The 12,517-nt window shown below is 39.6% G+C and carries 13 protein-coding genes and 1 riboswitch; of the genes, 4 read left to right on the forward strand and 9 right to left on the reverse strand.

Going from position 1 to position 12,517, the window contains the following annotated elements; genetic code table 11:
* The first annotated feature begins 17 nt into the window (after window positions 1-17).
* Entirely contained in the window at window positions 18-1,157 is a 1,140-nt protein-coding gene (locus CXF81_RS02255) for an ABC transporter permease (protein ID WP_101179714.1), read from the forward strand.
* A 47-nt stretch (window positions 1,158-1,204) separates the two neighbouring features.
* Window positions 1,205-2,356: an ABC transporter permease gene (locus CXF81_RS02260; protein WP_101179716.1), complete on the forward strand. Its 1,152-nt coding sequence runs from the start codon at window positions 1,205-1,207 to the stop codon at window positions 2,354-2,356.
* A gap of 140 nt (window positions 2,357-2,496) precedes the next feature.
* On the opposite strand, the gene CXF81_RS02265 is transcribed toward CXF81_RS02260, so the two are convergent.
* From CXF81_RS02265 to CXF81_RS02300, 8 genes are all read right to left on the reverse strand, one after another.
* Window positions 2,497-5,070 carry a hypothetical protein gene (locus CXF81_RS02265; RefSeq protein ID WP_232771749.1) on the reverse strand — a complete coding sequence of 858 codons (2,574 nt, stop codon included), beginning with the start codon at window positions 5,068-5,070 and terminating at the stop codon, window positions 2,497-2,499.
* Window positions 5,071-5,324: 254 nt separating this feature from the next.
* A complete protein-coding gene (locus tag CXF81_RS02270) occupies window positions 5,325-5,705 on the reverse strand; it encodes a hypothetical protein (protein ID WP_101179718.1) in 381 nt (126 codons plus the stop codon).
* Between the two features lie 56 nt (window positions 5,706-5,761).
* Window positions 5,762-6,214 (reverse strand): hypothetical protein, encoded by a 453-nt coding sequence (locus tag CXF81_RS02275; protein ID WP_101179720.1) that lies wholly within the window; start codon window positions 6,212-6,214, stop codon window positions 5,762-5,764.
* Window positions 6,215-6,274: 60 nt separating this feature from the next.
* Window positions 6,275-6,697, reverse strand: a complete 423-nt coding sequence (locus CXF81_RS02280; protein ID WP_101179722.1) for a hypothetical protein — start codon at window positions 6,695-6,697, stop codon at window positions 6,275-6,277.
* Window positions 6,690-7,493 carry a fimbria/pilus periplasmic chaperone gene (locus CXF81_RS02285; protein WP_101179724.1) on the reverse strand — a complete coding sequence of 268 codons (804 nt, stop codon included), beginning with the start codon at window positions 7,491-7,493 and terminating at the stop codon, window positions 6,690-6,692. Before CXF81_RS02285 ends, CXF81_RS02280 begins: the two co-directional genes overlap by 8 nt.
* Before the next feature lie 82 nt (window positions 7,494-7,575).
* Window positions 7,576-7,651: riboswitch (cyclic di-GMP riboswitch) on the reverse strand.
* A gap of 57 nt (window positions 7,652-7,708) precedes the next feature.
* Entirely contained in the window at window positions 7,709-8,053 is a 345-nt protein-coding gene (locus CXF81_RS02290) for a hypothetical protein (protein WP_101179726.1), read from the reverse strand.
* A gap of 2 nt (window positions 8,054-8,055) precedes the next feature.
* The gene (locus CXF81_RS02295; RefSeq protein ID WP_232771750.1) at window positions 8,056-8,661 is read right to left on the reverse strand and encodes an EAL domain-containing protein; all 606 of its coding nucleotides are present in this window, start codon (window positions 8,659-8,661) and stop codon (window positions 8,056-8,058) included.
* A gap of 80 nt (window positions 8,662-8,741) precedes the next feature.
* On the reverse strand, window positions 8,742-9,182 hold the full coding sequence (locus tag CXF81_RS02300) for a winged helix-turn-helix domain-containing protein (RefSeq protein ID WP_101179730.1): 441 nt from the start codon (window positions 9,180-9,182) through the stop codon (window positions 8,742-8,744).
* Between the two features lie 916 nt (window positions 9,183-10,098).
* On the opposite strand from CXF81_RS02300, the gene CXF81_RS02305 reads away from it, so the two are divergent.
* Window positions 10,099-10,989, forward strand: coding sequence for a homocysteine S-methyltransferase family protein (locus CXF81_RS02305; RefSeq protein WP_101179732.1), 891 nt, complete (start codon window positions 10,099-10,101; stop codon window positions 10,987-10,989).
* Window positions 10,990-11,033: 44 nt separating this feature from the next.
* On the opposite strand, the gene CXF81_RS02310 is transcribed toward CXF81_RS02305, so the two are convergent.
* Complete coding sequence (locus tag CXF81_RS02310) at window positions 11,034-11,843, reverse strand: ferredoxin--NADP reductase (RefSeq protein WP_101179735.1); 810 nt, start codon at window positions 11,841-11,843, stop codon at window positions 11,034-11,036.
* Window positions 11,844-12,299: 456 nt separating this feature from the next.
* Here CXF81_RS02310 and CXF81_RS20010 point away from each other — a divergent pair, with 456 nt between their 5' ends.
* Complete coding sequence (locus tag CXF81_RS20010; RefSeq protein WP_198556296.1) at window positions 12,300-12,476, forward strand: hypothetical protein; 177 nt, start codon at window positions 12,300-12,302, stop codon at window positions 12,474-12,476.
* The last annotated feature ends 41 nt before the right edge of the window (window positions 12,477-12,517 follow it).

The raw sequence follows: 12,517 nt of genomic DNA on the forward strand, positions 1-12,517 counted from the left end.
TTAAGTGGAAAAAAGCAATGACTTTTCGAACACAATGGCAACTGTTTTACCGAGATAAGTGGTTATTCTCTTGCCTTACTTGGGTACCTATTTTATTGGCTCTTTCTATTTGGGCAATATTTTTTCACGGCACTGCCCGCGATTTGCCTATAGGTGTTGTTGATTTATCTCACAGTCAATTGTCCAGAACAATCAGTCGCCAATTAGATGCCAGTGCAACCCTGGCAGTTAATGACAAATATTCAGATGTAAGCCAAGCAAAAAATGCCTTAATCAGCGGCGATATTTATGCATATGTTGTTATTCCTGGGCAATTTGATCGAGATATTTATAGAGGACAATCACCACAAATTTCGGCCTTTTATAACAGCCAATATATTTTAGTTGGCAAGTTAGTCAGCTCAGCGATTATTAGCGCCGTAGGCACCGCTAATGCACAAATAGAGGTATTGGGATCTCTTTCTGATGGCAATACTACAACGCAGAGTGCCATGGGCAGAGCGTTGACTATAAGAACTCAAATTACGCCGTTATTTAATAAAAACACCAACTATACGCAGTTTCTTGTTTCCGCCATTATTCCCGCGCTCTGGCAAATTTTTATTGTTGCTGGCACGATATTAATTATCACTGCCAATGCCGCCAATAAAAGCGCTGCCTCCAGGGCAACTAGATTATCCGTAGGGCAGGTGATGACTACCTTGAGTTTTTATATACCGTTGTTTCTGCTGCACGGGGCACTTTTTTTACTTTGGTTTTATGTTGGCTTTGATTGGCCAATGAATGGCAGTTTTGTGGCTTTACTGTTTGCTCAATTTGTCACCTGTATAGCGTGTATGATCATGGGCGCATTTTTTTATTTTCTAACACATGATGCTGCCAGAGCAATCAGTGTAGCTGGCGCGTTTACGGCACCCAGTTTCGCATTTATGGGTATCACCTTTCCGGTTACTGACATGAATACCGCCGCCCTGATTTGGCGAAATTTATTACCTATTAGTCACTATATTGAAGTGCAAGTGAGTCAGGTTAGCTACGGTGTTTCTTGGATAGTCGCATTGACGCAATTATTGCCCATGTTTGGCTATTTACTGCCTTTATTCCTAACTTACTTGTTGATAACAAAACGGCGTAATAGCAGTGAGCTCATCGTATGACAGAGCTTGGTGTATGAAGGAGCGTGCCGTATGAAGGAGCTTGCCGTATGAAGAAGCTTGCATTACTGATGCTTGAAATTAAAGCAATAATGGGCAATTCTGCTGTGGTGTTAACCATGTTTGCTGGCGTGATTTTCTATTCATTTTTATATCCACTGCCTTATGCGAATCAGACGCCCAGAGAACAAAACATCAGTATCGTTAATTTGGATAGAAGCCAGGCAAGTTACCAATTAGAACGAATGGTGGATGCAACACCGCAAATTACAGTGGTGCAAAGGGATCATTCAATTAAAGCGGCAGAAGATGCCCTGTTAACACATAGCAATGATGGTATTAGTGGCATTAGCGGTATTCTCGTTATTCCCGAACATTTTTACAAAGACCTATTACTTGGAAAAAGTCCTGTATTAGCTTATGCAGGAGACGCTTCTTTCTTTTTGGTATACGGTACTATAATAGAAGGATTGGCGAATGCTGGTGGCACATTAGCGGCAAAAATAAAAGTATCGCATTTATTAACACAAGGTCTGCCTGCAGATTACGCAAGTAACCATGTATCTTCCGTAAAATTAAATATGAAACCCACGTTTAACCCCGGTATGGGCTATATACATTATGTTCTTCCTGCGGTATTTGTGCTTATTTTGCAACAAACCTTAGCAATGGCAGCAGGATTAATGGGAGGAACACAAAAATCAGGCCACGGGTATTGGCGTCAATATGGTTCAGGTCAGATTTTTGCTGTACGAAGCATAACGTTAGTCGGTATTTATGTCTTTTTAAGCTTATATTACTTTGGTGTCGGTTTTGAAATGTATGGGATTAATCGGCTTGCTGATATACCCACAATGTTGGCTATTTTGATGCCGTTTTTATTCTCAACTTGCTTTATTGGTATCTGGTTAGGCGCGATTTTACCAAGACGCGAATTGGTTACTTTTGTGGTCCTGATAAGCTCAATGCCGCTTATATTTTCTGCGGGTGTTATTTGGCCACTTGAAATTATTCCAAGCCCTATTATTTGGCTATCATCATTATTTCCAAGCACACCTGCGATCCAAGCTTTTGTCGCTGCTAATCAGATGGGGGCGACACTCTATCAAATAATGGATAAGCTTTTATTGCTATGGGGATTAACGTTTCTTTGGGGTGTCGTTGCATTTATACCCTTTAAACGTAGCAATGAGTCGGATTAATTCAACCAAGTAGTGGCTATCAACACTCATAATGCAGTAAAGCCAACTAATAAACCGATAAGTAAAACGTTCGTTATTTTATTATTATTGGCCTTCAAGTGCATTGACTGGGTTACGGTTCAAGCTTCATCACAGGTCGATTATTTTTTGATTTCGGAAACCGTAAAATCAAGTCCCTCATAAAAATCGCCAGTCTCTCCCGAGAGAACGACCACGCTAAGGATTTCTTCTTCGAGTGCGATGGTTTCGCTGCCCAAGTAATTTATTTTCAGCTTATATTTTCCCGGTTCTAGGTCTTGTAAGACATAGAAACCGTCATACTCAGGAGTTATGCTGGTGTAATAGTCGTTATTTTTTTCAACAACTATTTCAACATAGCTAAAAAACTTCTTAGTTATTTTATCTTCTGCTTCTGGTAGGAGGATTGACCCCATGATCAAGGATAAGGGAACAAGTCCAACAGATATTTTTTTACCTGATGCTGGCAGCAGCGTTACTGTTTGATCACGATCCGCTGTAAGAGTCGGATCGATCATGATACCGGAATAATCATAATGCAATTCATTCCTTCTATATGGCTGTACATCACTGAGGTAAAAAATACCTGAGCTGTTGGTCTCTACTTTATTTTGACCTATGCCCACTCCTACACCCACAATAGGCACTTCATCGTTATCCTTTTTGCCATTGGCATTTTTATCAACAAAAATGGTGCCCTCAACATAGCCACTATCAGGATATTTTGTATTATTAGCTACAAATGGTTTTTTCAAATTGATCACCGTTTCGTAGCTAGCTCTGACTTTGTATTGTTGTTCTCTGTTACTCCTATAGTTCGCATCTGTTTTTAAAAAGTCGTTAAATTTATATTCAAAAGACATTTCTAGACGCACATCATCGCTTTCATCATAACTTACCTCAAGTTGATAGGCGTAGTTACTATTCTGACGCAGCCTCTTTCTTAGCCTAGCGGTATACTGCCACTTAGCGTCACGGCGCTGATTATACCTCGCGTCGACGTTGTAGGTGAAATCTCCCTGGTTATAATCAAAGCCTATTTCTCCTGTGTAATTAGACTGGCGCTGATTTTGTTTGCGTACAGTTTTACCTAGATCTACATTAATGCGTATTGCTTTGCTGACATCATAGCTAAGTCCGCTATCGTAAATACTTTCTGTTCTGTCCTGGAATTTTTTACTAGAAAATCTGAAAAAATAATCACTTCTGCCATAATTGCCGCTCATCTCAGCTTCCTGATAACTGTCCTTGTTTTCATCTTGAGCCAATTCATGACTATAACGCTCATAACTGTATGATAATTTATGAGAAAATAACTCACTTTTTATCTCAGCAATATAGCCCTCACTATCGTCTAAAAGTGAATCATAATAGGAAACCTTAGTCACTAAGGGAACAACTAAATTTGAAAAGCGGTATCCCGCCATGTGCTTACCGTATTGATAAAGCTTGTCTTCATTACGCATGTCATAATAGTCAAAGGCATACGTTAGATTATTGGTCACACCATAAGCGATGCCGAATTTTTGGTCGTCCCAGGCTTTATTCTCTCCCTGCGGGTTTTGGCCATAGAAAAAGTTATAGTCCCATGCGCCTTGACTTAGAAAATCACGGCCCTGCATAACATTGACACTTCTGTCTTCGAGCAAGACCCCGTTGCGGTCATATATTTTTATTTTGAACGCATCGTTGTTACTTCTCATCTCTAATGTGAACTGATACTCGCTTCCCTCAATACGCTGATAATCAGCTACTTTGCCGTTTTGATAGACTTCGACCACGGCATTTCTGGGTGCTTTGCCCCTGATGGTGACGTCCCTACCTGAACGATTAACTGTGTAATCGTTGTCACTTAACGATAAACCACGGATCCTAGTGTTGTAGCCCAGAATATCGTTTTTCTGTATAAAAGTGTCACCAATAGTGACCGTCTTATCTTTAAAGATATAAGGGTATTTCAGACTGATATCTTGTAACTCGCCTGTGGCATAAATGTTGTGTCTAATATTAAAATCGCCGTAAAGTAGCTGCGAGCTATATTCTGCTTCCACATCTCCCTTGTTTTGTTGCGCGCCGTTTTTAAAATAAGTACTCATATCATCTATGTCATAGCGCAGCTTAAGCATACCGAGATCGACTAGTCTTCTGTCTTTTGGCATAAAAAAGTCGGTCTGTTGAAGCTTTTCTTGGCTATTTTTGTCTTCTTCGATGGCGCGCTTTCTTTTTTGTGCTGCGACCTGATAGTCCAGCGGCAGATTAAAATCCGGTATTATTGCCAATGTATAGCTCTCTGGCAGCCACTTTATTGACTTGAGGGGAAACAAGTCACTGATGGCCTGTTTATCAAAATATAGGCGCTCGTTTATGATTATAATATTGAGATTTTTTACTTCTTTATTGATGTGCCTTGCTTTTGTATCGTCAAACAGACTGCCTGCCATATGGAGATGTATATTTTCGCCTTCGATAGTAAGTTGGCTATATTGGCTAAGCTCGGTCATTGCCAGAAAATCATTGACATCGAGATAAATGCCGCCATCAAAATCGCTTTTTACTTCATAGAATTCTAGCTTCAGGTAGCGGCCTACCTTAAGGGTGATCATATTGTTAAAGTAGTCATCTTGCGTGTCGGCAACAGCAGGCTTAAAAAGCCCCAAGCTGCATATCACGACCAGTAAAACACTGATCAATATCATTGCTGTTTTTTTCATAGTAGATAAAATAAAATGAAACTGTATTTAATTAACATCTTTATAAGCTGCAGCGCATTGAAGGAAGCGCCATAAAAACGATAAAACGGTGCACAGTGCATTCAGAAAAAAGGGGGCGGCTTGTAGGATGTTTTTTGCAAAGAGACTTGCCTGCAGATAAGGTCATAGTGCCCTTCTTTTATTTTATTAAGCGTTAGTTAAAACGTTATAAACTTCATAACTCAGTCGACGTAATCAACTTAATCAACATAGCTCACTTGATATTTAATTGATTTTTGATAGTTACCGCTCACGTGCTTTTCTCCTCGTAGCGAAAAACCAATAGCAAATTCTCCCTCACCGTACTTATTTAGGGTGATAATGGGGTCTTTTGCATGAAGGTCTACAATTCTGATCCCCGGTGCAAAATAGATAACACCACTTTGCGTAATATCCAATTTAACGCGTTTATTGGCCCTGCCTTGCAAAGAGATAAGGGCTCCCTCTTCAGGGTAAACCGTTAGACGGCTACCGTTATAAAGGTAGAGGTTTTGTAGTTCGGCATTTTGCACGGCGATAATTTCCAACGAAAAAGCTGATGCTGAATAGATAAACATTAGTAAAAATAAAAGTTTGTTCATTGATGGACAACCAAGTTAAAGAGGGCAGCCATTAGGCTGCCCAATAATAATGATTCTTATGTTCTGGTTGTATCTGCTATAGCGTCATAGTTGACAGAGACAGTAATCGTCTCACTGATAGTTCCAGCTGTTGCGGCATTAGCTGTATTTAGACCAACATTAAAGTTAAGCACTTGTGTTGTATCCGAAGTGACAAAAGCTACCGTCGTGCCGGTAATGTCACCGGTTAGTTGCGCCAAAGTTCCATCGGTTTCAACGCTATAAGTAAATGTCTCACCAATTTCACCCGTCACGGTAGCGACAACTGCCTCAGTATCAATAACCGAATCTGTCCAAACATCCCCAAAATCGATTGTTGATGTATCTAAACCAACTGCAATTGGTGTTACATATTTCGCAGTAACCGTTAAAGTATCTGTTACCGCCGTATCTAACAATACAGAAGTATTGGCAGCTATTGCTGATGATGATATAGCGACTAAAGACGTTGCTAATAATAATTTTTTCATCGTATTTCTCTCTCTTACTTTGCTTCAAAATGAATAAACGTCCAATCTATGAAAGGATATTTATTCGTGGATATCGTTGTAGGCCACCTGCACAGTAATGGTGGCGGATAAATCGCCGTTCATACTTGCTGTATCAAGGTCTACATAAAATTCATGGGCTTGGTCAACCCCGTTAGCAGTTTGTATATAAGTGATACTATTTGCGGTATACCCTCCACAGGCGTTGCGCGAAACCTGCACTATACCGGTGTTGTCGTCATCGCTTATCTCTACCGTGTAGTCATAGCCATTTTCGGCGTTGACCGAAAAATCCACCATCTCACTGTCGACCTCGGTATCACTATAAACATCACCAAAATCAATATTACTGACACCTAACGTCAAGGATATGGCTGTTACTGCATTGCCATTAATATAAAAATCACCTTCTTCAGCCCACACAAAACTTGAAAAAAACAGTAGCGTAAAAAGAACTTTATTCACTTGCAGTTTTCCCCAATGGAAAACTGGATCCGATTGGAAGAGTAAATCGCTGGGAAAAATCAAGCTTTTCATTGGCAAAAACAATCTCTACACGATCGGCAACTGCATTCATCACGATTGATTTATTTAGCTCGACTAAATGTTCTCGATAGAAACCCTGCTTGAAGCTTTCTTCTTTGACGATCTTCTCATTTTGGTAAAATTCAATGTTGATATGAAGTGGGTAAGAAAAGTTGCCATTGTTTTGCGCCGCTCCCAGCAGCTGATAGCCATTTTGAATTTTTGCCATACGTAAATTGTCAAAATTCATGGCGGTTTCAAGCTTGCCTTTTCTGCCGTAGTAAGGCACCCCAAGATTCATCAACATGGTGACCTGAGCGTGACTGTTTCGTGGTGGCAGTTCTTTAAATACCAATAAGGCCACATATTCACCGTCTGCTAATTCTTTTTTTATCCGCGGTGCTATCTTTACCTGGATTTTACTCTTTGGCGGAATAACCACAATTTTAGGATAAGCCACCAGTTGATCGCCAAGATAGTACTCATCTTTGGCCCATTTCGGTTTTTCAAAATCCACCCTGACCCTTACCGGTTTAGTACTCTGATTTATCAGGGTCGTGTCTTGGGTCACCGGTTTGTCAAGGTCTACCCCAAAACTTGTCTGGGTGACCATAAAGGCACTGAAGCTGCTCACTGAATAAGTGCACAACAATAGTGTTATAGCTAGGTGTAAGTAATTTTTAATTTTAACGGCGGCTATTCCTTTTAATTTTTGGTAACTATTTTCTACATACATTACAAAATTTAAGACAAAAAAAAGTCTTCATAAAGAAGACCATGTGTAAAAAGAGCTCAAAAACAAAAAGTGCTAATTCACTTTCGGCAACTGGCTACCATTTTACAGGTCCTTTAGCTTTGCGTCCCTAAGTTTCCTAAGGTTTGCGATGCACCGACACTACAATTCAATTACCTGTTGGCTAATGAAAATAAGAACAAGTGCCAACATTTTATTTATATACTATTTGTTTTCTCACTTTCATATTCGACATTATGGTGACCATCTGTGAACATCATGTTTTGTATAAAATCGATTTCTTCTGTGTCCAAAAGTGGAACAATATTTTCCCCTTTTGGGGTTTTACCATGACCATCGGTAACTGCTGATGTAATTGCTTCAACAGCGGCTGAGCAAAATTGTAGTTTTTCTTGTGAACTCGATACCCCAGTGCCTTCCATCGTCAGTAATAAAGACAAATCTACCGCGCCTTTTATCTTTTCGTTATCACTATAAGTACGTCGAAAAAAGTGTATTAATGAGATCAGATTCAAGGTGGTTTCATGCAATTGAGGATCCATAATCAACAAACCGCGCTATTTCTAATTTCGTTAAAAAAGTAGCCCTGCATCATGCATCGCTGTTCCTTGCAAAAAATGTATCTGTCAAAGCTGTCAACACCTTCTATAACGATCGTACTGGATTTTCTTTTAATCATTTTGATCAGATATTTGAGTAAAATTTTATCATTTTCGTACAAGTCCCAAAAAAGCTCTTTAGACATTTTAACGCCGTCAAAATTCAGTTCGCTCAAAACATCAAAATTTGACCGCGCTGACCCAAAGTCGTCTAACCAAATATGTACTTTAGGATTTTCCCTAATTTCGTTTAATCGATTTTGAATTTGGATTGTCGATTGTAAAGAACACGTTTCCAAGAGCTCCAATATGATGATACTACGGCCAAATTCTGATAAAAGCATATCAACGTGATGTGAGTTCAAGAAATTAGTATTTATATTAAGCGACACTGTTGACGTCGTTTTTGTTTCTAAACTTTCCAGTATATGACGGTAAATTACATAGGTTTCATCATTACTTAATTCATTAAAAAAACGCGCAGGGCATAATTGTTCTGGGCCTTTCATCACCATGCACAACACTTCCAAAATACCGTTTTTGTTCGACATGCAATCCGTTATCAACTCAACTCTGGGATAAACAAGGTACTGTATGTCTTGTTTTTTGATAGATATTAAAGGGATTGTTATCATTCAAATCGACCTTTATTTTTATTAAACATTTGATATCCCCTTCCGTGGATTGTGATTATTTCTAAATCGGATTTGTTTTTCAATAAAGCGCGTAGCTCAGAAATCGCCACAGTGACATTATTGTTAACTTTATTATCTATTCCCCAACCATATGCCAATAAAAACGCTCTGCTGACTACTTCTTCTTCATACTCGTGAAAAGCACAAAGAATTCTGAACATAGGATTAGATATTCTGTATTTGGTCCCTTTTATTGAGATAGCATGTCGTTCAATAAACACATTTTTGTCTATATAAATAGGATGGCGCTGCTTTGGACATAAAACACAACATGCATGACATACATTTGTTGCCACGGTTCTGTTGGTTTGATGAATGTCTATCGGCTGATTCTCACCGCATTTCTTAGACTCTGCAATAGGGCTAGAATTGAACATTTACTCTCCTAATATTTGTATCTTGGCTTGTTCTTACAATTAATCCATTTATGCAAACTTAGCTATATTCTAGGAATGTAATCTCATACGTATTGTACTTTATATACTTTAGTTGTGCCTAAAGTCTAAAATTATAAAAATTATAAAAATTATAAAATATATACCTTTGTAATCGCTGGTTTTCTATGTTCTTTGACATCTGATATTGCGGTCACTTTTAAAACCTGTGGAACATAAGATAGTGCCAAAAATACAATTAAATAAGTCGCCTCATGCAATGACTTTTTCGTGGCCTTTAATCTATTTTTAAGTTCAAAATTAACGTTTTTCTATAACGAGTCTCTATGGTAAACAGGGAGCTCATAAGGTTCGAATAGAAGGTTGAGCCGGGTTCTGTTTACTGTAAAGCGATCAAAACGACTTTACTTTTTAAGCGCAAATAAGCGGCAGCGTTGAAAATTAGACAGATGAGAATAATGGATACCTACGTTTCAACAACAATAGACTGCATGAACACGCCATGCAGTAACACTATCGACTTAGCTTTCGTATTTCTTATCTCTTCATAGTGTGGGTAGAGTATAGTTGCGCATTATCTACAAATTTCACGTAACGCAAACGCTCGTTGACTTGAAAAAGGGTCAACCGCAATATATTCAACATCATTAAACTTGAACTGTTAATATAACACTGTTATACATCATGTATATTGTATGATTATAAAAAAGTTTTTTGTTTGTGGTTGTAAACTAAGAGCGTCTCAGCCGACGTGCGATGATAGTCATAAATAAATGTAAATGAGTAACGCGTTTTACGTACCTCCAAAACCACGTCAATATCAATTTTTCTAGTGTTTGAATTATTGAATGATGAGCCATTTTAAGGCGCTATTTTCAACTAAATCGGAGGCAACTAAATGAGTCCTATTATTTTACTCGATGGTGGCATGGGGCAAGAGTTATTGCGCAGAAGTTCACGTGCAATAACGCCAATGTGGTCTGCTGACATTATGTTTAACGAGCCAATGTTGGTGAGAGATTTGCATCGTGAGTTCATCGATAGCGGTGCTCGCGTCATTACCCTAAATACCTACACTGCGACACCAGAACGCCTAAAACGAGAAAATCATCTTGAGCAATTAGCACTCCTGCATCAGCGAGCCATGAGTGCGGCCCAAGAGGCGATTGATTTAGCGCAGTGCAATGACGTCAAAATTGCGGGTTGCCTGCCACCGTTAGTTGCTAGCTATCGTCCTGATGTATCGCTGTCGTTCGAAGACTCGCTTTCTACCTACCGTCGCCTTGTTGAATTACAATCGCCAGCTAGCGATCTGTTTATATGCGAAACCATGTCGTCCATTACCGAGGCCCAAGCCGCCTGCACTGCTGCCCTTGAAAGTGGTAAACCGGTATGGCTGGCATTGACGGTCAGTGATGACCATCCAGAACAATTACGCAGTGGTGAATCGTTAAAAGACGCGTTACAAGCACTCGAGTGTTTCGATACTCAGGCAACGTTATTAAACTGCAGTCAGCCGGAAGCAATCAGCGCATGCTGGTCCTTACTGAGTGCGAAAAAGGGAAGGGTTGGTGCTTACGCTAATGGTTTCGTATCAGTAGACTCGTTGTACCCAGGTGATACTGTAGAGACGCTTGAAATGCGCAAAGATATGAGCCCTCAACAATACGCTGAGCATGCTATGAGCTGGGCTAAACGCGGTGCGTCTATTATTGGTGGCTGCTGTGAAATTGGACCGCAACATATTAGAGCCTTACATAGCAGGCTATGCAAGGAGGGATTTATCTAGGTATTTTGTCGAGGTTTTATATCACGGTATATAGAGGCTTAAAACTACTTCTCGATAAAGGCTGTCTCAATCACATATTCTCCTAAATTACGCGAATTAGCCTTGCTAAAGCCTTTGTCATCTAAGATCTTCATCAGATCTAGCAACATATCATTGTTTCCGCAGATCATGAATCTGTCGTCTTCGAGGTTAATATCCGGCATACCAAGGTCTTGAGTGAGCTGGCCGGATGTTAATAAGTCAGTAATACGAGCACGGTGACTCGCATTATTCTCTCGCTCGTTTATTGATTGATAATGGAAATCTTCTCTTGTTACGGTGGGGTAATACACTAGTTTCTCACGCACGTCGGGACCAAAAAATTCATTTTCAGGTAATTCGTGCTCAATCACATTTTTATAGGCAAGTTCGGATATTAAACGAACGCTATGTACTAATATCACCTTGTCAAAAGCATCATAAATAAAAGGGTCTTTGATGATGCTCATAAAGGGTGCTAATCCCGTTCCTGTGCATAATAAATACAGATGCTTCGCTGGTTTCAGATAACCCGCTACTAAGGTACCCGTTGCCCTAGTTGTTAGGATTACCTCGTCACCAATTTGGACTTTTTGGAGCCGCGATGTTAGCGCACCATCAGGTACTTTGATGCTAAAAAACTCTAATTCTTCTTCATAGTTGGCGCTGGCAATGCTGTAAGCACGCAATAAAGGCCGGCCGTCTACTTCAAGTCCTATCATCACAAATTGGCCATTCTCAAAGGTAAAGCTTTGCGAGCGAGTGGTTTTAAAGCTGAATAAGGTATCGTTCCAATGATGTACGTGGGTAATGGTTTCAGTAACTGTATTGCGCATGAATTCCCTGAGATGGTTCGTTCTGCATTGTCTAGTGTAACCTCACTCGGAGCGGGATACCTAACAACTCGTTAATTCTGTATTTTTCAATAATAACACACTAACCAGCGGTCTATCCATCACGTAAGGTATCGAAAAAGCATTTGTCTGTTAGGTATTGAATACACCACACAAGCAGGTCTTCAAAACATGTTCTGACGTTTTAGTCGCTTTAGGTTGACTAGCACGGTATTAAAATTCTTTAGCATTCTTTAAAGGTAAATCATAAGCATATATATTGCGGGATCAAGATTGATAGTATAAAATTTTGACCTTGGTCTGTTTGCGCTGTAAATTACCAGTGTGCCTATAACGCTTGCGTTGTCTTGCCACAATTGTGTAAATAGTAATGGGCTATAACATCTTACTAATCGTATAAGGACGAAAAGTAGAATTCTAGGACAAAGTGAATTACTTATGAATAAACCGACTAAACTAATCGCTACGTTAATCGCGTTCGCGGGTATTGCTTTTCTTGTACATGTTGCGGGTGAACTTGCTTTGTCTGATAAACCGTTAATTGCCATGTTGCCAGTTGCGGTGGTACTGATAGTTATCTTGTTGTATATCAGGTTCAGCAATAAAAAAAACTGACTGTCTTTGCCAGCGTAAGTGGTTGTCTAAAATAGACCACT

Source organism: Glaciecola sp. 33A, assembly GCF_002836745.1.
Classification (GTDB): Bacteria; Pseudomonadota; Gammaproteobacteria; order Enterobacterales; family Alteromonadaceae; genus Glaciecola.

Coding starts and splice junctions, on each gene's coding strand:
- CXF81_RS02260 (WP_101179716.1), top strand. CDS start 1,205: ATGAAGAAGCTTGCATTACTGATGCTTGAAATTAAAGCAATAATGGGC.
- CXF81_RS20010 (WP_198556296.1), top strand. CDS start 12,300: ATGAATAAACCGACTAAACTAATCGCTACGTTAATCGCGTTCGCGGGT.
- CXF81_RS02255 (WP_101179714.1), top strand. CDS start 18: ATGACTTTTCGAACACAATGGCAACTGTTTTACCGAGATAAGTGGTTA.
- CXF81_RS02270 (WP_101179718.1), bottom strand. CDS start 5,705: ATGAACAAACTTTTATTTTTACTAATGTTTATCTATTCAGCATCAGCT.
- CXF81_RS02310 (WP_101179735.1), bottom strand. CDS start 11,843: ATGCGCAATACAGTTACTGAAACCATTACCCACGTACATCATTGGAAC.
- CXF81_RS02265 (WP_232771749.1), bottom strand. CDS start 5,070: ATGATATTGATCAGTGTTTTACTGGTCGTGATATGCAGCTTGGGGCTT.
- CXF81_RS02290 (WP_101179726.1), bottom strand. CDS start 8,053: ATGGATCCTCAATTGCATGAAACCACCTTGAATCTGATCTCATTAATA.
- CXF81_RS02275 (WP_101179720.1), bottom strand. CDS start 6,214: ATGAAAAAATTATTATTAGCAACGTCTTTAGTCGCTATATCATCATCA.
- CXF81_RS02295 (WP_232771750.1), bottom strand. CDS start 8,661: ATGTCGAACAAAAACGGTATTTTGGAAGTGTTGTGCATGGTGATGAAA.
- CXF81_RS02285 (WP_101179724.1), bottom strand. CDS start 7,493: ATGTATGTAGAAAATAGTTACCAAAAATTAAAAGGAATAGCCGCCGTT.
- CXF81_RS02300 (WP_101179730.1), bottom strand. CDS start 9,182: ATGTTCAATTCTAGCCCTATTGCAGAGTCTAAGAAATGCGGTGAGAAT.
- CXF81_RS02305 (WP_101179732.1), top strand. CDS start 10,099: ATGAGTCCTATTATTTTACTCGATGGTGGCATGGGGCAAGAGTTATTG.